Below are 21,850 nucleotides of genomic sequence, written 5' to 3' on the forward strand. Positions count from 1 at the left end.
CGAAACCCGCACCGGTCGGCCCACGCACGGGCCGACAGGTGCGGGTCCGGGCCGACAGGTCCCCCCTGCGGGCCCGGTGGAGGGCCGCGCCGGCCGTGCTGGGCGGCCGGGGGCGGAATGCGCCCGGGTCGGTCGTTGTTGGCGACAACCATGCCCCTCGACGACTCGCGCCGTGTCTCCGTGCTCCTCGGGCTCCTCTTCGGCCTGGCCGGCATGGGGTCGGCCTCGGCGGCCATCGCGCTTCCGGCGATCGGCGCGGAGTTCGGCACCAGCGTGGGCGGCGCGACCTGGGTGATCAGCCTCTACGCGCTGATGCTCGCGGTCACCACCGCGGTCTACGGCCGCGTCTCCGACCTCGTCGGGGTCAAGCTGCCGCTCGTCATCGGCATCGGCCTGATGACCAGCGGCGCGCTGGTCGCGGCCTTCGCGCCCTCCTTCGGCGTGCTGCTGGCCGCCCGGCTCTTCCAGGGCGCGGGCGCGGCGGCGGTGCCGACCCTGGGCGTGGCCATCCTCAGCGCGCGGTACGACGGGGCCGTGCGCGGTCTGGCCCTGGGTCGCCTCGCCGGGGTGGCGGCGGCGGTCAGCTGTCTCGGGCCGCTCCTCGGGGGCCTCGTGGAGCACGCCTTCGGGTGGCGCGCGGTGATGGCGATCCCGATCCTCGGCGTCGCGGTGATCCCCTTCCTGTGGCGCGCCCTGGTGGGGGAGGGCACGGGCGCGAGCCTGGACGTCCTCGGCGCCGTGCTGGTCGCGGTGACCGCGGCCGGGCTGGTGCTGCTCGTGCAGTCGCCGTCGACCGGCGTGGTGGTGGCCCTGGTGGGCCTGCTGCTGCTCGTGCTCGGCGCTCCGCTGGCGACGCTGCGGGTGCGGCGGCGGCCCCACGGGTTCCTGCCGCTGGCCGTGGTGCGCAACCCCGCCGTGGTGCGCAGCGCGGTGGCCGCGGCCGCGGTGCCGGCGGCGTGGTTCGGCCAGCTCATCGCGGTGCCGGCCGTGCTGGTGGCCGAGGGCTGGGCGCCCTGGCAGGTCGGGCTGCTCCTCGTACCGAGCGCCGTGCTGGCGCTCGCCGTGCCGCGGGTGGCCGGCCCGCTCATCAGCGGCATCGGCCCCACCGCCTGCCTGGCCATCTCCGGGGCCGTCGCCTCGGTGGCGCTGCTCGTCGCGGGCGTCGGGGCGATCCTCGACGTGCCGGCCGTGCTGGGCGGGGCCGTGGTGCTGGTGACCTTCGCCTTCGGCCTCGGTCAGCCCTCGCTCAGCGCCGCGGTCGGTGACGCCGTCGACGCCGACGTGCGCGGCGTCGCCCTCGGTGTGGCCACCCTGGTCTTCATGACCGGCGGCTCGGTCGGCTCCGCCGTGGTCGGCGGGCTCGGCGACGTGATCGGCATCGGCCCCAGCCTCGCCGTGCTCGCGCTGCTGCCGCTGGCCGGCCTGCTGGTGCTCGCCCCGGCGCTGCGCGGCTCCCGGCCGGCCCGGTCGTCGCGGCGCGCGGAGCCGGCGTACGCCGAGGTCGAGTGAGGGCGGGGCCCCTCAGGCCGGCTCGACGAGAGCCTCGCTGAGCGCGCTCAGCTCGGAGCCGTCGAGTCCGTGGCCGAGCAGGTAGGCCCGCGCGCCGCCGTGGCGCTCCTCCAGCGTGGACAGGAAGGCCCACATGGTCTCGGGGGTCGACCCGAGCGCCTCCTGCGGCACCGCGGCGATCCGGTCGCCGTACGCCGGCAGCCGGGTCAGCTGCTCGCGCAGCCCCGCGATGGCCTGCGCCGTGCGGGCGTAGTCGGCCACCAGGTCGTCGGCGACCACACCGACCGCTCGCAGCAGGACGGCCACGGTCACCCCCGTGCGGTCCTTGCCCGCGGAGCAGTGCGCGAGCAGCGGACGGTTGGCCGGGTCGGCGAGCAGCCGGCCCACGGTGACGATGCGGTCGCCGGAGGCGTCGAGGTAGCGGGCGTAGTGGGCGGCGACCCAGTCGCTGCGGTGGGAGGCGGTGAAGTCCCAGGCCACGTCGGCGGCGTGGATCTCGACGTGCTCGGCGCGCCGCTCCCGCTCGCGCAGCGCGGCGCTGGTCTCCTCGGCCACCTCGCGCGGCCCGCGCAGGTCCACGCGGCAGCGCACGCCGAGGCCGTCGCTTCCGACGAGGACCTCGGCCTGGGCGGCGTCGAGGAAGGCCACCGTGCCGCTGCGGTAGAGCACGCCGTGGCGCGTGCGCCCGCCGTCGTCGGTGCGCAGGCCACCCACGTCACGCAGGTTGTGCAGGTCGGGGAGGTGGTGCAGGTCGGCGGGCGGACCGGCGGGGGCGGCCAGGGGGTCGTGGGTCACGGAGCAAGCCTGCCTCGCCGCCGGGTGGTTCACGCGGCCGGCACCGCAGGGCAGGCACCCAGCGTGGTCGTGGCGAGCATCAGGGGACCGAGCGCGGCCCAGGCGTCGCCGTAGTACGTCGGTGCCGCCGCGGCGGCCGTGTCCGCGGCCGCCAGCGCCGCGCGCGCGGCGGCGGGGTCGCCCGACGCGGCGTCGGCCCCGGCACGGGCCACCAGCATCACCGGGCTGGTGAAGCGCGACAGCGGCTCGCCCGACAGCGCCAGCACGTCGACGTCCAGCTCGGGGCCCAGCCGGTCGGCGGCCCGTGCGGCGATGGCGCGGTCGTCCGGGTCGCACGACTCGGCGTGACGGGCCAGGACCCGCGCTGCGTCGTAGCCGAACTGCGGCCCTCCTCCGCTCGGGGAGCCGGTCGCCCGGACCGACCCGTCGGAGGACACCTCGGCCCAGTCCGGCGGCAGGCGACCACCGAACGTCAGGCCCTCCAGCGCCGCTCGCGAACCGGCGGTCAGCTCCTCCCAGCGGGGGTCGTCGGAGGCCGCGTCGAGCAGACCGGTGGCGACGGGCGAGACGTAGCTGGGGTTGAAGACGTACGGCGAGCCCTGGGTGGCCCACGGTCCGGCGACCAGGACGAGGCCCGCCGGGGTGCGGACGGTCTCGTGGTCGAGCACCGCTGTGCCCAGCCTCAGCCCCGCCTCGGTGTAGTCGGCCTCGTCGAAGGTCCGGCCCGCGGTCACGAGGGCTCGTGCGGCGTCGAGGTCGGCGTCGGCGGCCGGGGACGCGTCGACCACCGCTCCGTCGGCCCACCGCCAGCTGAGCAGGCCCTCGGCGGTCATCAGCTCCTCGCGCGTCCAGTCCCACACCCGGTCGAACGTGTCGCGATCGCCGGTGGCGACCGCGAGCAGCATGGCGTAGGCCTGGCCCTCACTGACGGTGTCGCCGCCCTGGTCGGTGCGCGCGACCCGGCCGTCCGGCTCGACGTAGGTCTCCAGGAAGGCCCGGGCGTCGACGTCGGCGCGTGGTCCCTCCGGCCCCCTCTCGTTGCCGGTGGGGCGCAGGACGAGGACGAGCGTCGTGGCGACGAGGGCGACCACGAGCGCCGTGGCGCAGCAGAGACCGAGCAGGCGCAGGGTCCGTCGCCGCCCGGTGCGCGGGGGCTCCGCTGGTGCGACCCCGCCGTCCATCAGGCGCGCTCGGTGGCGAAGACGATGAGGTTGTCCTGGTAGCCGCCCGCGTCGGCGACGTAGGCGCCGTCGCAGGTGATCAGCCGCAGGTGCGCGTCGGGGGTCTGGCCGTAGACGGCGCGGGTGGGGAAGGCGTCCTTGGGGGCGGTGGCGAGCCGGTCGACGGTGAAGCTGGTGGTGGTGCCGTCGTCGCCCATCACCTCGACCAGGTCGCCGGGACGCAGCGCCTCGAGCCCGGTGAACACCGCGGGCCCGGTGGGGGAGTCGACGTGCCCCGCGATCACCGCGGGACCGGTCTCGCCGGGTCTCGGGCCGGCGGCGTACCAGCCCGCCACCTGCCAGCGCGGCGGGCGCTCCAGGGTGCCGTCGGCGACCACGGCGAGGTCGTCGAGCCGCGAGACGATCCCGAGGCGCGGAACCCGCACCTCCACCGGTCGCGCCGCCGTGGCCCCCTGCACCGGGATCGTCGAGGCACCCGACGACGGCGCGGAGGATCCCGACGGGGTGGCTGGGGCGGCGGCAGCCGAAGGCACGGCCGCGGCCGGTGAGGACGCGGCCTGCGGGCCGTCCCCGGCTCGTACGGCGACCAGCGCCGAGACGCCCGCGACGACGAGCAACGTCACCGCGGCGGCGCGGCGTGCGACGGGGCGGGTGCTCACAGGTCGGCCTCGGGGTCGGCGGTGCGGGGGGCGGGCGCCGGTCGGGGGACCGGCGGGGTCGGTCAGGCGGTGGCGCGTCCGCGGCGCAGCAGCACGAGGCCGCCCAGCGCGGCGAGGGCGGCCAGGACGCCTGCGGCGGGCGCGGTCAGGTCGGTCGGGGCGCCTGCGGTGGGGGCGAGGCCACCGGCGCCGGTGTCGACACCGCCGGAGGGCATGGTGGCCGCGCTGCCGCTGTCCTGGAGGGCCTTGATCTCGACGCCGCCGTCGGCCCCGTCGACGACGAGGAGGGTGTAGACGCCGCCGGCCTTCACCGCGACCTTGCCGGTGGTGGGCATGTCGGAGCCGGAGGCGACGTCGACCTGCCAGGTCTGCGCCGCGACGTTGGCGTAGGGGGTGGAGCCGCCGGTGGCGACGTCCTCGGCGATGACCGGGCCGCCGACGACGGCCGCGGAGACCGGGCCGTTGTCGCCGACGCCGGAGACCAGCCTGACCTTGGCCTGCCCGGCGGGCGGCGGGGTGAGGTCGTCGTCGATGACCTCGGTGCGCAGCGACTCGCCGCGGCCGGTGGCGACGACGGTGGCCGCCGAGCCGGGGTCGACCTCGACGAGCCGGGCCACCATCGGCTTGGCCGAGAGCGGCTGGCCGGCCTCGCGGAAGGCGATGCGGTAGCGGCCGGCCGGCAGGCGCTGGAAGTCGGAGACCTCGCCGTAGGGGACGTCGGTGAGGTTGAGCCGGCTGCCGTCGTCGAGGGGCAGCACCCGCACGTCGGCGTCGCCGGTGCCGGGGCTCAGGTGGCCCAGGCGGAGCCAGCCGGTGGTGGCGGGGGCCTGGGCGGCGGGCCCGTTGCCCGCCGTCGAGGGTGCGGCGGTGGCGCTCGGCGCCAGCGTGGTGGCCGCGACCGCGCCGAGGGCCAGCGTGGCCAGGACGGTCCGGGCCGGTGCGGTGCGGGCGGTGCGGGGGCGGCGGTGCGGGCTCACGGGTGCTCCTCGAGCGTTGGCTGACGGTCGTGCGGCGTCGAGACGTCGAGGAGTCGGTGCAGCTGGTCCCCCCGGCCCGGCCTGGCGGCGACCGCGCGCGCCCGTGTGAGGGTCCGCGGGGTGGTCGCCAGGCACCACGGTACGTGACATACCCCGTACTCGCGCCCTTCATGCCTGCCGGGACGGCCGAGGGCCCGCCCCGTCGTGAGACGGAGGCGGGCCCTCGGGGGTGGAGCGGGGTGTGCGGGTGCTACTTGCTGGCCTTGCGGGCGCGGCTGGCGATCTTCGCGCGCTCGCCGGCGTCGAGGATCACCTTGCGGATGCGGACCATCTCGGGGGTCACCTCGACGCACTCGTCGTCGCGGCAGAACTCCAGGCTCTGCTCCAGCGACAGCTTCTTGGCCGGGATCAGCTTCTCGAAGTTGTCGGAGGTGGCGGAGCGGATGTTGGTCTGCTGCTTCTCCTTGGTGATGTTGACGTCCATGTCGTCGGCACGGGAGTTCTCGCCGACGATCATGCCCTCGTAGACCTCGGTGGTCGGCTCGAGGAACATCACGCCGCGCTCCTGCAGCGAGGTCATGGCGTAGGCCGTCGCGGCGCCCTTGCGGTCGGCGACGAGCGAGCCGTTGTTGCGCGAGCGGATCTCGCCGGCCCACGGCTCGTAGCCCTCGGAGATGTGGTGGGCGATGCCGGTGCCGCGGGTGTCGGTGAGGAACTCGGTGCGGAAGCCGATCAGGCCGCGGGCCGGCACGAGGAACTCCATGCGGACCCAGCCGGTGCCGTGGTTCGTCATCTGCTCCATGCGGCCCTTGCGGGAGGCGAGCAGCTCGGTGATCGTGCCGAGGTACTCCTCCGGGGCGTCGATGGTCAGGCGCTCGACGGGCTCGTGGACCTTGCCGTCGACCTCCTTGGTGACCACCTGCGGCTTGCCGACGGTGAGCTCGAAGCCCTCGCGGCGCATCTGCTCGACCAGGATGGCCAGCGCCAGCTCGCCGCGGCCCTGCACCTCCCACGCGTCGGGGCGCTCGGTGGGCAGGACGCGCAGCGACACGTTGCCGATGAGCTCGGAGTCGAGGCGGTCCTTGACCAGGCGGGCGGTGACCTTGGCGCCCTTGACCCGCCCGACCAGCGGCGAGGTGTTGGTGCCGATGGTCATCGAGATGGCCGGCTCGTCGACGTGGATGAGCGGCAGCGCGACCGGGTTCTCGGGGTCGGCGAGGGTCTCGCCGATGGTGATGTCGGGGATGCCGGCGATGGCGACGATGTCGCCCGGCCCCGCGGACTCGCCCGGCTTGCGCTCGAGGCCCTCGGTGACCAGCAGCTCGGTGATGCGGACGTTCTTGGTCTCGCCGTCGCGCTTCATCCAGGCCACGGTCTGGCCCTTCTTCAGGGTCCCCTCGTGCACGCGCACCAGGGCCAGGCGGCCCAGGAACGGCGAGGAGTCGAGGTTGGTGACGTGGGCCTGGAGCGGCGCGCCCTCGGTGTAGGTCGGGGCGGGGATCGTCTCGAGGATCGTCTTGAAGAGCGGCTCGAGGTCGGGGGAGTCGGGCAGCTCGCCGTTGGCGGGCTGGTCGAGACCGGCGACGCCGGCGCGACCCGAGGCGTAGACGACCGGGAAGTCGAGCGCGTCCTGGCTGTGGCTGTCGTCGAGCAGGTCCATGAAGAGCTCGTAGGTCTCGTCGACGACCTCGGCGATGCGGGCGTCGCCGCGGTCGGTCTTGTTGACGACCAGGATCACCGGCATGTCGGCGTTGAGCGCCTTGCGCAGCACGAAGCGGGTCTGCGGCAGCGGGCCCTCCGAGGCGTCGACCAGCAGCACGATGCCGTCGACCATGGACAGGCCGCGCTCGACCTCGCCGCCGAAGTCGGCGTGGCCCGGGGTGTCGATGATGTTGATCGTCATCGGCTTGCCGTCGGCCGCGGGGCCGGCGTAGTGGACCGCGGTGTTCTTCGCGAGGATCGTGATGCCCTTCTCGCGCTCCAGGTCACCGGAGTCCATGACGCGCTCGGCGACGCTCTCGGCCTGGTGGGCGGTGAAGGCGCCGGCCTGGCGCAGCATGGCGTCGACGAGGGTCGTCTTGCCGTGGTCGACGTGCGCGACGATGGCGACGTTGCGCAGGTCGTTGCGGGTGGTGTTTCCAGACATTCGGTGCGTCGTCACTTCCGGTGGGAGTCGAGGGGCCCCGATGGAGCCTCCTCGATTCTAGGGCCGCGAGGGGTCCCCGCCCCCATCGGCGGCGGGGGCTGTGAGGTGCGCGACGACGTCGGCGGGCTCCAGCCGGGCGTACGCCGCCGTCGCGGCGGCCATCGCCCCGTCGGCGGCGAAGCGGCCCTCGTGGCGCCCCGCGGCGTCGCTCCACGACCAGCCCCAGACCCCGCCGCCGCGGGCCACCTCGACCCGGGTGTCGCGCGTCGGCGCAGGGGACGGGGCCGGCTCCAGGCCCTGCTGCTCGCGCCACGTCGTGCCCAGCAGGGCCGCGAGCGTCGCGGCCAGGGCACGTCGCGCGGTCGGCCCCCCGGCCCCGGCCCGGGCGTCCGAGCCGGGGCCCGCCCGGCTGCTCGGCCGGGTGGCGACCGCGGCGACCGGGCGCTCGAGGCCGTCGGCGTCGAGGCGGGAGACCGCACCGCCCTGGCGGTCGCAGCGCACGACGTACGACGACCCGGCGGCGTCCTCGACCCGCGCGTGGCCCGGGCCGTGGGCGAGCACCGTCGCCCCGACGGCGGCCAGGACCCCGACGACGTCGTCGTCGAGCAGCCGGGCGGTGCCGCCGCCCGAGCCGAGCTCCCGCTCCTCGGCCTCCCAGCGACGCCGCCACCCGTCGCCGGCGAGGTCGGCGAGGGCGGCGCGGTCGGGCAGTCGGCCCAGGGCGAGCTCCTCCAGCAGCAGCGACGCGTCGACGCCGGGCCACGGCTCGAGGCGGACCCGCGGGGGGTCGAGCTCGGCCACGGTGCGCTCGGGGTCGCGGAGCACCCGCGTGCCCGTGGTCGCGCTGTGCATCCCCAGCCAGTCGCCGCCGTGGCGCAGCAGCAGGACCACGTCGGCGCCGCCCGCGACGACCGGCGGCACGACCTCGGGCACGACCGCGGGCACGACCTGGGGGAGCAGCGCCGCCAGCGTCGTCGCCGCCGGCACCTCCACGGTGTGCTCGGCAGCGGGCCCGACTGCGGGCTCGGCAGCGGGCTCGGCAGCGGGCCCGACCCCTGCGGCGGGGTCCACCGGGTCGCCGACCACCGTCACCCGCACCGGGGCGCCCTCGCGACCCGCTGCGCCGCGACGTCCCCCGGTCCTGGGCCCGGTCCTGCCGCCGGTCCCGCCTGCCCTGCTCCTCGCTGCCACCGCCCCATCGTCGCCCACGACACCCCACGACACCCAGCACCCCACGGCGTCCGTGACGCACCCGGTCGCGTGATCGCCCCGCCTAGGCTGGCGCCATGCCGAACATCGCCACCACCGACCGGGTCGACCGCGAGCAGCTGCTCGACTTCGTGCGCACCCGCCACCACCTGACGCTGATGACGACCAAGTCCGACGGCCGGCCGCAGATCTCGCCGGTCACCGGGGGCGTCGACGCCGAGGGCCGCATCGTCATCTCGACCTACCCCTCGCGCGCCAAGGCCACCAACCTGCGCCGCAACCCCGCCGCGACGGTGCTGGTGCACTCCGACGACTGGGACGGGCCGTGGGTGCAGGTCGACGGCACCGCCGAGGTGCTCGACATGCCCAGCCAGGAGGCCGAGGACGGCCTGGTGGAGTACTTCCGCTGCATCGCCGGCGAGCACTCCGACTGGGAGGAGTACCGGGAGGCGATGCGCCGTCAGGGCAAGTCGCTGCTGCGCATCACCGTGACGGGCTGGGGCCCGGTCGCCACGGGCGGCTTCCCGCCCGACCGCGTGCCCTCCTGACCCGCCCCGCGGAGCCGGCGCGGACGCGCGCTCAGGACGCCGGCGCGGGCTCGGGCCCGAAGTCCTGCCGCTCGCACTCCGCGACGCCACGGCACCAGCGCAGCGCGCGGTAGCGCCGCTCCAGCTCCTCACGCACCGCGGCGTACGCCGGGTCGCGCACCTGGCCGTCGGGCCCGACGAGGTTGCCCTCCTGGAAGGGGTCGAGCTCGCGGTCGTAGAGCTCCTCGGCGCCGTCCCACCACCGCACCCACGTGAAGCGGGGCGTGCGGACCCCGCGGAAGGACCAGCCGAAGGCCCGCAGCTCGCGGCGCTCGGAGGTGCCGGCCTGGATGAGGCTGGTGGCGCCCAGTGAGCCGCCCCGCAGCGCGGGCAGGAGCGACTCGCCGTCGGTGTGCCCGGCGGAGCGCACGGCGCCGAGCACCCCGGCCAGGTCGAGGAAGGTGGGGGCCAGGTCGACGACGGTGGCCGTCTCCGTGCTCGTCGTGCCGCCGGGCACGCCCGGGCCGCGCAGCACGAAGGGGACCTGGAGGTCCTCCTCGTAGGGGTAGTTCTTGCCGTAGATGCGGTGCTGGCCGGTGAGGAAGCCGTTGTCGGAGACGTAGACGACCACGGTGTCGTCGAGCTCCCCGGCGCGGTCGAGGGCCTCGATGACGGCCGCGTTGGCCTCGTCGACGGCCTGGAGGCTGCGCAGCCGGTCGCGGTACCACTCGGTGCGCACCGGCACCCCGTCGCGGCCGCGGCGCACGGCGGGGGGCTTGTCGGAGGTGTCGGGCTCGTCGAAGGACGGGTCGTCGGCGCTGGGCAGCCCGACGTCGGAGAAGAGGCCGCGGTGGCGCTCGGCCGGCACCGGCGGGCCCCACGTGCCGTCGCTCTCGGTGGCGTCGTGGGGGCCCACGTGGGAGGCCCAGACGAAGAACGGCCGGTCGCCGGCCGACCACCGCTCGACCAGGTCGACGGCCTGGTCGCGCACCACGTCGGCGACGTAGCCGTCGTAGGTGCGCGGGCGCCCGTCGTCGTAGAAGCGCGTGCCGTAGTAGCGGTAGGTGTCGGCGATCGTCGGGCTCCAGTAGTCCCAGCCGCGCATCCGGCGCGAGCCCGTGGTGTAGGAGTTCAGCGTCTTGCCGACGAACCCGGTGCGGTAGCCGGCGTCGTGCAGCCAGGCCGCGAGGTTCTGCTCGGTGTTGTGGCGGGCGAAGGCCTGGTAGCCGCCGTAGGCCCCGCGGTTGTGGCGCACGCCGTTGTTCTGGGCGTACTCCCCGGTGAGGATCTCCGCGCGCGCCGGGCAGCACAGCGGGTGGGGGCTGATCGCGTCGGTGAACTCCGTCCCCGCCTCGGCGAGCAGCCTCCGCGTCAGCGGCATGTGCTCCAGCTCGGTGTCGGTCTGGTCGTCGGAGCTGAGCAGGACGATGTTGGGGCGGGTGCCCCGGGCGTCGGCGACGTCGGTGACCGCGGAGCCCGTGGCCGGGTCGCCGTCGGCGCGCTCCGGGGCCGCACGGCACGACACCAGCCCGCCCACCACGAGCAGCCCGGCGAGCGCCCCGGCGAGCGGTCGGGCGAGCGCCTGGCGGCGGCTCGGGGCACCGGGAGGTGTGCTCACGTCGGACTCCGTGGGGGCGGGGGCGGGCAGGTACGGGACGAAGGGACCAGCTGGCCGGCAAGTAAACCCGGACCCACCCCCGCTGCGGGAATCCTCCTGCCCGCGCTGGGCGACGGGTGCCTGCCGACGTGGGCCGGGCGACGTGGGCCTTGTCACTGTCGGTGGCCTGGGCTTCGCTGGGGCCATGACTCTCGGGACCCCCTCCGCCCCCCGGCCGCTCGCCGGTCGTCGCTGCGGCTTCGTGCCGCCCTACCTGCTGCGCCGGCTCGGCTGGGAGCAGACGTTGTCGCTCGACGCCGGCTTCCGCGCGGCGCGCCCGGGCCCGGCGTCGGCGCCGCCGCCGCTCGCCGCGCGCGCCACCGCGGCCTGGACCGTGCACGACGCCGGGGCCACGACGACCCTCCCGGGCCGTCCGGTGCGGCGCGCGGGCGAGGGCGCGACCGGCGACCCCGCGGTCGACGAGGCCGCCACGGGCATCGCGGCCTCGCTGGCGCTCTTCGCCGACGTCTACGGCCGCGACTCCTACGACGACGCCGGCGCACCGGTGAGCCTCACCGTCCACTATGGCCGCGACTACGCCAACGCCTTCTGGGACGGCACGCAGCTGGTCTTCGGCGACGGCGACGGCGAGGTCTTCGGTCGCTTCACCGCCGCGGTCGACGTGCTCGCGCACGAGCTGGCCCACGCGGTCACCGAGCGCAGCGCGGGGCTGGTCTACCAGGGCCAGTCGGGCGCCCTCAACGAGTCGGTCTCCGACGTCTTCGCCGCCTGCCTCGCGCAGCGCCTGCTCGGTCAGTCGCCGCAGGAGGCCGACTGGCTGATCGGGGCCGACATCTTCCTGCCCGGGGTGGCCGCGCGCGGCCTGCGCGACATGCGCGCGCCCGGCACGGCCTACGACGACCCGCGCCTGGGCACCGACCCCCAACCCGGCCACCTCGACGACTACGTCGAGACCAGCGAGGACAACGGCGGGGTCCACCTCAACTCCGGCATCCCCAACCGCGCCTTCCAGCTCGCCGCGGTCGCGGTCGGCGGGTCGAGCGCCGAGGGCGCCGGCGCGATCTGGTACGCCGCGCTCACCGGCGGCCGGGTCGGTCCGCGCACCGACTTCGCCGGCTTCGCGGCCGCGACGGTCGCGGCGGCCGGGGTGCACGCCGACGCCGTCGGCGCGGCGTGGGAGCAGGTCGGGGTGACCCCGCGGGCCGGTGGCAGCCGCGCGGGGGAGGACGGCGCGGTCGGTCGCGGCGCCGACCCGGGCCGTCGGCTGACCGTGCGGCGCACGGGCGGCTTCGCCGGCCTGCGCGCCGAGGCCGACCTCGACCTCGACGCCGACGACGACCCGCGCGCGGCCGAGGCCCGCTCGCTGCTCGAGCGCGTCGACCTCGCGGCGGCCGCCGCGCGCGCGGAGGAGCCGGGCGGCGCCGACCGCTTCGTCTACGACGTCGACGTGGCCGGCACGCACGTGCGGGTGCCCGAGCAGGCCCTCGGCGCCGACCTCGCGCGGCTGGTGGAGGTCGTGCTGCGGCCCCCGGGCGACCCGGCCTGAGGGCCGCCCGGCCGGATCAGCCCAGGGCGCGGTCGAGGGCGGCCTCGACGTGCAGCGTGGTGCTGGGGAAGACCGGGAGCTCGGAGTCGGCCTGGCGCACGAGCAGCTCCAGCTCGGTGCAGCCGAGCACGACGCCGCCGGCGCCGGCGTCCCAGAGCTGGGAGATCAGGTCGACCACGAAGCGGCGCGAGGAGTCCTCGACGCGCCCGTGGACGAGCTCCTCGTAGATGATCCGGTTCAGCTCGGCGTGGTGCTCGGTGGCGGGCACGTGCACGGTCAGCCCGTCGTCGGCGAGGCGGTCGGTGAAGAAGCTGCGCTCCATGGTGAAGGTCGTGCCGAGGAAGCCCACCTCGGAGACCTTGCGCGCCAGGCAGGCCTCGGCCACGACGTCGGCGAGGTGCAGCAGCGGCACGTCGACCGCGGCGGCGACCTCGTCGGCGACGCGGTGGAAGGTCGTGGTGCACAGCAGCAGCACGTCGGCCCCGGCCCGCTCCAGGCCCTCGGCGGCGGCCACCAGCACCGCGGCGACCTCGTCCCAGCGCTCCTGGGCCTGCAGCGTCGTGAGCTCGGCGAAGTCGAGGGAGGAGAGCACGACCTTGGCCGAGGACAGGCCGCCCAGGCGCTGGGCCACGCCCAGGTTGAGCGCCTTGTAGTAGGCCGCGCTGCTCTCCCAGCTCATGCCGCCGACGAGTCCGATGGTCTGCATGCGGGTCAGTGTGACAGCCGGTGCATCAGCGCGTCAGCCGATGCGGTGGACCTTGTGCTGCGCGGCCTGGGCGCGGGGGCGGATGACCAGCTGGTCGATGTTGACGTGCGCCGGTCGGGTCACCATCCACACGATGGCGTCGGCGACGTCGTCGGCGACCAGGGGGTCGGGGACCCCGGCGTACACCGCGTCGGCCTTCTCCTGGTCGCCGTCGAAGCGGACCAGGGAGAACTCGTCGGTGCGGACCATGCCGGGCGCGATCTCGCACACCCGCACCGGCTGGTCGAAGAGCTCCAGGCGCAGGGTCTCGGTGACGACCTGGGTGCCGTGCTTGGCGGCGGTGTAGCCGGCGCCGCCCTCGTAGGCCACCCGCCCGGCGGTGGAGCCGACGTTGAGGATCACCCCCGCGCCGCTGGCCAGCAGGGCCGGCAGCAGGGCGCGGGTGACCTGCATGAGGCCGATGACGTTGACCTCGTACATCCGGCGCCACTCCTCGGCGTCGGCCTGGGCCACGGGGGCGGAGCCGAAGGCCCCGCCGGCGTTGTTGACCAGCACGTCGAGGCGCCCGCCGACGAGCTCGGCCAGCCCGGCGACCGACGCCTCGTCGGTGACGTCGCAGACCGCGGCCACCCCGTCGATCTCGGCGGCGAGCTCCTCGACCCGCTCGGCGCGCCGGGCCGCGCAGACCACGCGGTAGCCCGCGGCGGCGAGCTGGCGCGCGGTGGCCGCGCCGATCCCGCTGCTGGCGCCGGTGACCACGGCGAGCGGCCGGTCGGCGGAGCCCGACCCGGGGTCGGTGGTCGGCGAGGTCGAGGTGGTGGAGGGGGTGCTCATGGCTCCATCCTGCCGCGCGGCGCCAGGTGTCCACGACCCGGTCGCCGGGTCGGGAATCCCCGGGCGGGCCGCAGGGTTCTTGTCCGGTGGACCACTCTGGTCCGTGGGCCTCCGCGCGCCGCGGGAGCCCGCAGGTCGGCGCAGGGGCGCCGGCGACGACGCGAGGAAGGGTGGCGCAGCGTGGGAGAGCTCCGCCGGCTGGCCATGATCAGCCTGCACACCTCGCCGCTCGACCAGCCGGGCACCGGCGACGCGGGCGGCATGAACGTCTACGTCATCGAGCTGGCCCGCCGCCTGGCCGCGCGCGGCGTCGAGGTCGACATCTTCACCCGCGCCACGCGGTCCACGCTGCCGCCCGTCGTCGAGGCCGGCGACGGCCTCGTCGTGCGCCACATCCACGCCGGTCCCTTCGAGGGGCTGACCAAGGAGGAGCTGCCGGCGCAGCTGTGCGTCTTCGCCCGCGAGGTGCTGCGGGCCGAGGCCGCCCAGCCCTCGGGGCACTACGACGCCGTGCACTCCCACTACTGGCTCTCCGGCCAGGTCGGCGCCCTGGCCCGCGACCGCTGGGGCGTGCCACTGGTGCACTCGATGCACACCATGGCCAAGGTGAAGAACGACGCGCTCGCCGTCGGCGACCACCCCGAGCCCGCCGCCCGCGTCATCGGCGAGGAGCAGGTGGTCGAGGCCGCCGACATGCTGGTCGCCAACACCGACCTCGAGGCCAAGCAGCTGATCAACCTCTACGACGCCGACCCCGGCCGCGTGGAGGTCGTCCACCCCGGCGTCGACCTCGACCTCTTCCGGCCCCTCGACCGCGCCCGCACCCGCGACGACCTCGGCCTGGCCCGCGACGCCCACGTGCTGCTGTTCGCCGGGCGCATCCAGCCGCTCAAGGCTCCCGACGTGCTGCTGCGCGCCGTGGCGGTGATGCTCGAGCGCGACCCGTCCCTGCGCCACCGGCTGGTGGTGCCGGTCGTCGGCGGGCCCTCGGGCAGCGGTCTGGACCGCCCCGAGGCCCTGGCGACCCTGGCCCGCGACCTCGGCCTGGTCGGGTCGCCCGGCCGCCCCGACGTGGTGCGCTTCGTGCCGCCGGTCGCCCAGGCCGACCTGGCCCGGTGGTACGCCGCCGCCTCGGTGGTCGCGGTGCCGTCGTACAACGAGTCCTTCGGGCTGGTGGCCGCCGAGGCCCAGGCGGCCGGCACCCCGGTCGTCGCCGCGGCGGTCGGCGGGCTGACCACGGTGGTCGACGACGGTCGCAGCGGTCTGCTGGTCGACGGGCACGACCCGCGGGCCTGGGCCGACGCGCTGGCCCGGGTGGTCGGCGACGAGGCCCTCCACGCGCGACTCGAGGCCGGCGCCGTGGCCCAGGCACGCCGCTTCTCGTGGGAGGCCACCGCCGCCCAGGTGCTCGCGGTCTACGAGCGCGCGCGCACCCGCATGCGAGAGTCGGTGTCATGACCACACGCGACGCGGCCGCCGCGACCGTCCGGGCCTGGCTGAGCAGCAACGACATCGAGATGGAGGAGTCGGCCGAGGGCGTCTTCTCCTTCTCGCTGCCCGGCGAGAAGAAGCTCCAGACCCCCGTGCGCCTCGACATCGGCGCCCACGCCCTGGGGGTGCACGCCTTCGTGTGCCGCAACCCCGACGAGAACCACGAGCGCGTCTGGCGCTGGCTGCTGGAGAAGAACCTGCGCATGTACGCCGTGTCCTTCGCCGTGGACCGGCTCGGCGACATCTACCTCGACGGCCGTCTCCCGCTGCGCTCGGTCGACGAGACCGAGCTCGACCGGCTGCTCGGCTCGGTGCTGACCTACGCCGACGAGTCCTTCAACGCCATCCTCGAGCTCGGCTTCGCCTCCTCCATCCGCAAGGAGTGGGAGTGGCGCAAGCTGCGCGGGGAGTCGACCGCCAACCTCGAGGCCTTCCGCGGCTGGCTGGAGAGCGACCACGAGCCGGTCTCGGAGAACTGAGACCGGCACGGTCCGTCTGCTCCGTTGCGGTCCGCGTCAGGCGGGCGCCGATGGGGTGGCCGCGCGCGTCCGTGGCCGGCGCCGGGCCACCGCGACGCCGACGAGGGCCAGCGCGCCGCCGGCGTAGGCGATGGTCGGCGGGGTCTCGTCGAGCAGCAGCAGGCCGAGCACGATGGTGATCGGCGGCACGAGGTAGGTGGTGACACCGAGGTTGCCCGCGCTCATCCGCGACAGCGCGTAGGCGTAGGTGGTGAAGGCGATGGCCGTGGGGAAGGCGCCCAGGTAGACCACCCAGGCCACCGACGAGGCCGGCGCGGCCACGGTCTCGGCGACCAGCCGGCCCGCGAAGGGCAGGCAGGCGACCGCCCCGATCGTGCAGGCCAGCCACGTCACGTGCACCGCGGGCAGTCGCGCCACCAGGGGCTTCTGCAGCACGAGGCTCACGGCGTAGACGACCGCGGCCAGCAGGCAGAGGAGGACCCCGAGCAGGTCGCGCTCGCCGCTCTCCGAGGTCGACAGCCCGATGAGGGCGACGCCGCCGAAGGCCAGGGCCAGTCCGAGCCCGAGGTAGGGCGTGAACCGCTCGTCCAGGAAGAGCGCGGCCAGGAGCGCGATGAGCACCGGCGACACCTGGATGAGCATGGCCGCCGTGCCGGCGTCGACCCGCTGCTCGCCCTCGTTGAGCGCCACGTTGTAGACGCCGAACCACAGCACCCCGATCACGACCAGCGACACCCACTGCCGTGGCGTCGCCCGCGGCAGGCCCCGCGCCAGCGCGAAGGGCGCCAGGACGAGCGAGCCCACCACCAGCCGCCCCAGCGACAGGGCGCCGGGGGAGAAGTCGGCCCCGAGGTGACGGATCGCCACGAAGGCGGAGGCCCACAGCACCAGGGTCACCCCGACCGCGGCGACCGGTAGCCACGCGGCGGGAGCCGGGCCGGCGTCGGAGGTCGGGGAGGTGGTCGCCGGGGCCGAGGGACGGGTGTTCACGCGACCACCCTAGGGACGTGTGCCCGGCCCGGTCGCGCGGGTTTCGGGCCGCGCGGTCGGGGCCGTGCGCACCGCGGCGTCAGAGATCGAGCTTGTAGCCCAGGCCCCGCACGGTGACGAGGTACCTCGGCTCGCCCGGGTCGGGCTCGAGCTTGGCCCGCAGCCGCTTCACGTGCACGTCGAGGGTCTTGGTGTCGCCGACGTAGTCCGAGCCCCAGACCCGGTCGATCAGCTGACCGCGGGTCAGCACCCGCCCGGGGTTGCGCAGGAACATCTCCAGCAGCTCGAACTCCTTGAGCGGCAGCCGCTGCTCCTCGCCGTCGACGGTCACGACGTGGCGCTCCACGTCCATCCGCACCGGTCCGGCCTCGAGGGTGGCCGGGGCGAGGTCGGGCTCGGTGCCGCGGCGCAGCACGGCCCGGATGCGGGCGACCAGCTCGCGGGGGGAGTAGGGCTTGGTGACGTAGTCGTCGGCCCCGAGCTCCAGCCCGACCACCTTGTCGACCTCGTCGTCCTTGGCGCTCACCATGATCACCGGCACGTGGGAGGTCTGCCGGATCTGCCGGCACACCTCGGTGCCCGGGAGCCCCGGGAGCATCAGGTCGAGCAGCACGATGTCGGCGCCGTTGCGCTCGAACTCCGTGAGCGCGGCGTTGCCGTCGGCGGCGATGGCCACCTCGAAGCCCTCCTTGCGCAGCATGTACGCGAGGGCGTCGCTGTAGCTCTCCTCGTCCTCGACCACCAGTACCCGTGTCACGGGCTCTCCTCCTGCATCTGTCGTTCGTGCGCGTGGTGCTGGGGCAGCGTGAGGGTGAAGGTCGAGCCCTGACCCTCCGCCGACCAGACCCGGACCTCGCCGCCGTGGGTGGCGGCGACGTGCTTGACGATGGACAGCCCCAGTCCGGTGCCGCCCGTCGAGCGGTGTCGTGCGGGATCGACGCGGTAGAACCGCTCGAAGATCCGGTCGAGCTCCCCGGCGGGGATGCCGATGCCCTGGTCGACCACCGAGATCTCCACCGTGCCGTCGTCGGCCTTGGTGGTGACCAGCACGGTGGAGTCGGGCTCGCTGTAGGACACCGCGTTGGCCACGAGGTTGGACACCGCGGCCATCACCTGGCCCTCGTTGCCGAAGACCTCGAGGCCCTCGGTGCCGTGGACGATCACCGAGATCCGCTTGTCCTCGGCGTCGATCTTGCTGGTGTCGACCGCGACCTGCACGACCTCGTCGAGGTCGACGGCCACCGGCGCGTCGAGCGGGGCGTCGGCCTGGAGCCGGGAGAGCTCGATGATCTGCTGCACCAGCTTGGAGAGCCGGTCGCTCTCGGTGAGCATGCGGTCGGCGAAGCGCTCGACGGCCTCGGGGTCGTCGGAGGCCTCGTGGACGGCCTCGGCGAGCAGGCGCAGCGCGCCGACAGGGGTCTTGAGCTCGTGGCTGACGTTGGCCACGAAGTCGCGTCGCACGGCCTCGACGCGCCGCTCGCGGGTGCGGTCCTCGACCAGGGCCAGGACCAGCCGCGAGCCCAGCGGCGCGACGCGTGCGGTCACGTTGCGCACCGGCACGCCCTCGCGGGTCATCAGGATCTCGGTCTCGCGGATCTGGCCGTCGCGGCGCACCTGGCGCACCATCTCGGCCAGCTCGTCGGCGAGCAGCCGGGTGCCCCGCACCAGCCCCAGCGCGTAGGCCGGGGCCGAGGCCTTGAGCACGGTGTCGTCGTCGTCGACCACCACCGCGCTGCTGCGCAGCACCGACAGCACGGTGGCCACCCCGGGCGGCACCACGGGCGTCTCGACCGGGCGCGCGGCGTACTGCTGACGGTCGCTGACGTGCCACGCGAGCACGGCGCCGCCGGCGACGACGGCCCCGATGATCGCGGCCAGGAAGGCCTGCGTCGTCGGGTCCACGTGCGGAATGGTACGCAGGCCCCGGACCCGCCCTCACCGCGGAGCGGCCGGCTTCGCGATGTTCACCGCACGTTCACCCCTCCTCGCGCGCCGGACACCTAGGCTCTCTACGTTTGCCTCCATGCGCGACGCCTTCCACGACCAGCTCGAGTCCGTCCTCGGTGACCTCGCCGGCATCTGCCGCGACGTCGAGACCGCCGTCAGGCTCGCCACCGAGGCGCTGCTGAGCGGCGACGCCGCCGTCGCCGAGCAGGTGATCAGCGCCGACGTCGAGATCGACCGGGCCCGCGAGCGGGTCGAGGACCAGGCCTTCGCGCTGCTCTCGCTGCAGGCGCCGGTCGCCGGCGACCTGCGCGTGGTCATCGCCGCGCTGCGCATGGTCAGCGAGCTCGAGCGCATGGGCGACCTGTCGGTGCACGTCGCCAAGATCGCCCGGCTGCGCGTGCCCAACGTCGCCGTGCCCCAGGCCATCCACCCCACCATCGCCCGCATGGCCGAGGTCGCCGAGGACATGGTCAAGCGCGTCGGCCAGATCATCCTCAGCCAGGACGTCACCGCCGCCATCGAGCTGGGCCGCGACGACGAGGTCATGGACCAGCTGCGCCGCAGCAGCTTCGCGCAGCTGCTCTCCGACGACTGGACCGAGGGCGTCGAGGCCGCGGTCGACGTGGCCCTGCTGGGTCGCTACTACGAGCGCATCGCCGACCACGCCGTGTCGATCGCCAACCGGATCGTCTTCGTCGTCACCGGCGAGCACCCGCGGGCCCTGCAGGCCTGAGGGCGCCGGCCCCGCTGGTCGGGGTCGCTCAGCGGCCCTGGTTGGCGACCGCGGCGGCGGCGGCCGCCGCGGCGTCGGGGTCGAGGTACTCCCCGCCCGGCACGGTGGGGCGCAGGTCGTCGTCGAGGCGGTAGACGAGCGGCATGCCGGTGGGGATGTTGAGCCCGGCGATGTCGTCGTCGGAGATGCCGTCGAGGTGCTTGACGATCGCGCGCAGGCTGTTGCCGTGGGCGGCGACGAGCACGACCTTGCCGGAGCGCAGGTCGGGCACCACGTCGGACTCCCAGTAGGGCAGCATCCGGGCGATGACGTCCTTGAGGCACTCGGTGGCGGGCATCGCGTCGCCGAGGTCGGCGTAGCGGGGGTCGCCGACCTGCGACCACTGGTCGTCGTCGGCGATCGGCGGCGGAGGCACGTCGAAGGAGCGGCGCCAGAGCATGAACTGCTCCTCGCCGTACTCCTCGAGGGTCTGCTTCTTGTCCTTGCCCTGCAGGGCGCCGTAGTGACGCTCGTTGAGCCGCCAGGACCGCTTCACCGGGATCCAGTGGCGGTCGGCGGCGTCGAGCGCGAGGGCCGAGGTGTTGATGGCGCGGCGCAGCAGGGAGGTGTGGACGACGTCGGGCAGCAGGCCCGACTCCTTGATCAGCTCCCCGCCGCGGGCGGCCTCGGCGCGTCCCTTCTCGGTGAGGGCGACGTCGACCCAGCCGGTGAAGAGGTTCTTGGCGTTCCACTCGCTCTCGCCGTGGCGGAGCAGCACGAGGGTGTGGGTCGTGTCGGTCATCGTCACTCCGTCGGGGTCGACTCGGTCTCGACGGGCTCGTCGGGGGCGGTGCCCTCGTTGCCGCCGGGGCCGTCCACCTCGCCCTGGGGCTCGGTCTCGGGGCCGTACTCGACCACGGCCTCGGGGAACTCGCAGTCGTAGGACTCCTCGACGCTCCCGGCGGCCTCCCCGCTGCGGGTCTCGCCGGTGTCGGCGACGTCGAAGCCCTCGTACTCGTCGCAGGCCGCGACGACCGGCACGCCCAGGTCGACGGTCTCGCCGCTGTCGAGCGTGAAGGTCATGGGCAGGACGTCGCCGGCGATGAAGTCGCCGGTGACGCCGATGGCGGGGTCGACCTCGACGAGGTTGACGAAGCCCAGCGGCGCGATCTCGACGGGGTCGAACGAGGCCACCTCGATGGGCAGCTCGCTGGCGTCGTCGGGGCTGGTGCGCGCGTCGACAGCGGTGAGCGTGATCGGCTCCAGCGGGTCGTCGTTGTTCAGGCCCACGACGAGGGTGCCGGCTCCCGGGGCGGCCGAGACGACCGTGGCCCCGAGCACCTTGAAGCTGCCGTCGACGAAGTTGGTGCCTGCGGCCGGCGTGTAGGGCCGGTCGGTGCCGAGGTTGAAGCCGCACGAGGTCAGCGTGGGCGCGACGAGCGCGAGCGCGCCCACGGCGAGCGTGAGCCTGCGGGGGAGGTGCATGAGGTGGCCTTCTCAGGTCGTCGTGGCGCGTGTGTGGCGCCAGCCTAGCGGGCGCCGACGGGGCTCAGGCGCGCAGCCCGACGGCGGTGCCGGCCACGACCATCCCGGCGACCACGAGAGCGAGGTAGAGGCCCACGAGGAGCAGCAGCCGGGCGGCGCCGAGCCGGAGCCCCAGGCGCAGCGGCAGGTAGGTCCAGCCGTCCTCGTTGTCGGCCACGAGGCCCCACACGGCGCGCAGCACGTGGACCCCGACGCCCAGCAGCGCCGCGAGGACCACCATGACCACGGTGGGTGCGGAGCCGGCGTCCTCGCCGTCCCACCCGCCGTAGGAGAGGAAGACGGGGTAGAGGGCGAAGGCCGCCGCCCAGGGCACGAACGACAGCACGCCGCTGCGCAGGACGACGTTGCCGACCAGCCCCAGCGCGACCGAGACCAGGTACGCCGACCCCGCGGTGACGCCGTGCGAGACCGACAGCGGCACGAGCAGCAGCACCCCGCAGGCCAGCGCGAACCACGCCGTGCCCGGCTCGAGGCGCCCGTCGGCGAGCGGCTTGCCCTTCGCGGCGTGGGCGGCGTCGCGCCCGCGGTCGACCAGGTCGTTGTGCCAGCCGAGGACGGCCTGCCCCACCAGGACGGTGGCGAGCACCAGGCCCAGCTCGCGCGTCGGTCGGTCGGCCAGGGCCGAGGCCAGGCCCATCAGCGCCGCCGTGAGCACCGCCTGGCGCGGGTGGGCGGCGCGCAGCAGGAGCAGCGGCGTGAGGTCGCGCAGCCGGGTCAGGGCACCCCCGCGCGCCGTGGCGTCGGACAGAGGGGCGGGGGTCGGGGAGGCGGGGGTCGGTGAGGTGGTCGCGGGAGCCGCGGCGGTGAGGGTGCCGCCGGCTCGCGCCCCGGGACCCGTGACGTCGCGGGACGGAGCAGGCGCCGGAGCAGCTGCCGGAGCGGGCGAGGGCGCGGAGGCGGGAGCCGGGGTGCTGGTCTCGTGCTGCTCGCCGCTGCTGCGGCGTCGTCGCCACGGGGTCGGTCTGGCCATGGGGGGAGT

General features: G+C 75.1%; 21 protein-coding genes. 6 read left to right on the top strand and 15 right to left on the bottom strand.

What is annotated here, in order from left to right; translation table 11 throughout:
* The first annotated feature begins 150 nt into the window (after positions 1–150).
* Positions 151–1,509, top strand: coding sequence for an MFS transporter (locus ASF50_RS02840; RefSeq protein ID WP_056903421.1), 1,359 nt, complete (start codon positions 151–153; stop codon positions 1,507–1,509).
* A gap of 12 nt (positions 1,510–1,521) precedes the next feature.
* On the opposite strand, the gene ASF50_RS18295 is transcribed toward ASF50_RS02840, so the two are convergent.
* The 6 genes from ASF50_RS18295 to ASF50_RS02870 all read right to left on the bottom strand — a co-directional run bounded on the left by ASF50_RS18295 (position 1,522) and on the right by ASF50_RS02870 (position 8,365).
* Positions 1,522–2,304: a tyrosine-protein phosphatase gene (locus ASF50_RS18295; RefSeq protein WP_056903422.1), complete on the bottom strand. Its 783-nt coding sequence runs from the start codon at positions 2,302–2,304 to the stop codon at positions 1,522–1,524.
* A 29-nt stretch (positions 2,305–2,333) separates the two neighbouring features.
* Positions 2,334–3,485 carry a glycosyl hydrolase family 8 gene (locus ASF50_RS02850; protein WP_056903423.1) on the bottom strand — a complete coding sequence of 384 codons (1,152 nt, stop codon included), beginning with the start codon at positions 3,483–3,485 and terminating at the stop codon, positions 2,334–2,336.
* Positions 3,485–4,144, bottom strand: a complete 660-nt coding sequence (locus ASF50_RS19225) for a class F sortase (protein ID WP_162242359.1) — start codon at positions 4,142–4,144, stop codon at positions 3,485–3,487. The genes ASF50_RS02850 and ASF50_RS19225 overlap by 1 nt, the downstream gene beginning before the upstream one ends.
* 62 nt (positions 4,145–4,206) lie before the next feature.
* Positions 4,207–5,121 (bottom strand): DUF4397 domain-containing protein, encoded by a 915-nt coding sequence (locus ASF50_RS02860; protein WP_056903425.1) that lies wholly within the window; start codon positions 5,119–5,121, stop codon positions 4,207–4,209.
* A gap of 250 nt (positions 5,122–5,371) precedes the next feature.
* Complete coding sequence (gene typA, locus ASF50_RS02865) at positions 5,372–7,267, bottom strand: translational GTPase TypA (protein ID WP_056863463.1); 1,896 nt, start codon at positions 7,265–7,267, stop codon at positions 5,372–5,374.
* Positions 7,268–7,324: 57 nt separating this feature from the next.
* Positions 7,325–8,365 carry a hypothetical protein gene (locus ASF50_RS02870; protein WP_056903426.1) on the bottom strand — a complete coding sequence of 347 codons (1,041 nt, stop codon included), beginning with the start codon at positions 8,363–8,365 and terminating at the stop codon, positions 7,325–7,327.
* A gap of 188 nt (positions 8,366–8,553) precedes the next feature.
* Between ASF50_RS02870 and ASF50_RS02875 the strand changes: the two genes are divergently transcribed.
* A complete protein-coding gene (locus ASF50_RS02875; RefSeq protein WP_056863465.1) occupies positions 8,554–9,024 on the top strand; it encodes a PPOX class F420-dependent oxidoreductase in 471 nt (156 codons plus the stop codon).
* 31 nt (positions 9,025–9,055) lie between these two features.
* Here the strand turns inward: ASF50_RS02875 and ASF50_RS02880 are convergent, their stop codons facing one another.
* Positions 9,056–10,621: a sulfatase gene (locus tag ASF50_RS02880; protein ID WP_056903427.1), complete on the bottom strand. Its 1,566-nt coding sequence runs from the start codon at positions 10,619–10,621 to the stop codon at positions 9,056–9,058.
* Between the two features lie 184 nt (positions 10,622–10,805).
* Between ASF50_RS02880 and ASF50_RS02885 the strand changes: the two genes are divergently transcribed.
* On the top strand, positions 10,806–12,167 hold the full coding sequence (locus ASF50_RS02885; RefSeq protein WP_056903428.1) for a protealysin inhibitor emfourin: 1,362 nt from the start codon (positions 10,806–10,808) through the stop codon (positions 12,165–12,167).
* A 16-nt stretch (positions 12,168–12,183) separates the two neighbouring features.
* On the opposite strand, the gene ASF50_RS02890 is transcribed toward ASF50_RS02885, so the two are convergent.
* The gene (locus ASF50_RS02890; RefSeq protein WP_056903429.1) at positions 12,184–12,873 is read right to left on the bottom strand and encodes an aspartate/glutamate racemase family protein; all 690 of its coding nucleotides are present in this window, start codon (positions 12,871–12,873) and stop codon (positions 12,184–12,186) included.
* A gap of 33 nt (positions 12,874–12,906) precedes the next feature.
* Positions 12,907–13,707: an SDR family NAD(P)-dependent oxidoreductase gene (locus ASF50_RS02895; RefSeq protein ID WP_082502701.1), complete on the bottom strand. Its 801-nt coding sequence runs from the start codon at positions 13,705–13,707 to the stop codon at positions 12,907–12,909.
* A 204-nt stretch (positions 13,708–13,911) separates the two neighbouring features.
* Here ASF50_RS02895 and mshA point away from each other — a divergent pair, with 204 nt between their 5' ends.
* Positions 13,912–15,165 carry a D-inositol-3-phosphate glycosyltransferase gene (gene mshA, locus ASF50_RS02900; RefSeq protein ID WP_056903430.1) on the top strand — a complete coding sequence of 418 codons (1,254 nt, stop codon included), beginning with the start codon at positions 13,912–13,914 and terminating at the stop codon, positions 15,163–15,165.
* On the top strand, positions 15,162–15,677 hold the full coding sequence (locus ASF50_RS02905; protein WP_056863469.1) for a YbjN domain-containing protein: 516 nt from the start codon (positions 15,162–15,164) through the stop codon (positions 15,675–15,677). The genes mshA and ASF50_RS02905 overlap by 4 nt, the downstream gene beginning before the upstream one ends.
* Before the next feature lie 36 nt (positions 15,678–15,713).
* Here the strand turns inward: ASF50_RS02905 and ASF50_RS02910 are convergent, their stop codons facing one another.
* From ASF50_RS02910 to ASF50_RS02920, 3 genes are all read right to left on the bottom strand, one after another.
* Positions 15,714–16,667 carry a DMT family transporter gene (locus ASF50_RS02910; protein ID WP_082502703.1) on the bottom strand — a complete coding sequence of 318 codons (954 nt, stop codon included), beginning with the start codon at positions 16,665–16,667 and terminating at the stop codon, positions 15,714–15,716.
* Between the two features lie 79 nt (positions 16,668–16,746).
* Positions 16,747–17,424 carry a response regulator transcription factor gene (locus tag ASF50_RS02915; protein WP_056863471.1) on the bottom strand — a complete coding sequence of 226 codons (678 nt, stop codon included), beginning with the start codon at positions 17,422–17,424 and terminating at the stop codon, positions 16,747–16,749.
* The gene (locus ASF50_RS02920; protein ID WP_056903431.1) at positions 17,421–18,569 is read right to left on the bottom strand and encodes a sensor histidine kinase; all 1,149 of its coding nucleotides are present in this window, start codon (positions 18,567–18,569) and stop codon (positions 17,421–17,423) included. Before ASF50_RS02920 ends, ASF50_RS02915 begins: the two co-directional genes overlap by 4 nt.
* A gap of 121 nt (positions 18,570–18,690) precedes the next feature.
* Between ASF50_RS02920 and phoU the strand changes: the two genes are divergently transcribed.
* Complete coding sequence (phoU, locus tag ASF50_RS02925) at positions 18,691–19,347, top strand: phosphate signaling complex protein PhoU (RefSeq protein ID WP_056863473.1); 657 nt, start codon at positions 18,691–18,693, stop codon at positions 19,345–19,347.
* A gap of 28 nt (positions 19,348–19,375) precedes the next feature.
* Here phoU and ASF50_RS02930 read toward each other — a convergent pair whose 3' ends face one another.
* The 3 genes from ASF50_RS02930 to ASF50_RS02940 all read right to left on the bottom strand — a co-directional run bounded on the left by ASF50_RS02930 (position 19,376) and on the right by ASF50_RS02940 (position 21,841).
* Positions 19,376–20,128, bottom strand: a complete 753-nt coding sequence (locus ASF50_RS02930; protein ID WP_056903432.1) for a phosphoglyceromutase — start codon at positions 20,126–20,128, stop codon at positions 19,376–19,378.
* A 2-nt stretch (positions 20,129–20,130) separates the two neighbouring features.
* On the bottom strand, positions 20,131–20,811 hold the full coding sequence (locus ASF50_RS18765) for a hypothetical protein (protein ID WP_056903433.1): 681 nt from the start codon (positions 20,809–20,811) through the stop codon (positions 20,131–20,133).
* A gap of 64 nt (positions 20,812–20,875) precedes the next feature.
* Positions 20,876–21,841, bottom strand: coding sequence for a UbiA family prenyltransferase (locus ASF50_RS02940; protein WP_056903434.1), 966 nt, complete (start codon positions 21,839–21,841; stop codon positions 20,876–20,878).
* Between the last annotated feature and the right edge of the window lie 9 nt (positions 21,842–21,850).

Source organism: Nocardioides sp. Leaf307, from assembly GCF_001423135.1.
Classification (GTDB): domain Bacteria; phylum Actinomycetota; class Actinomycetes; order Propionibacteriales; family Nocardioidaceae; genus Nocardioides; species Nocardioides kribbensis.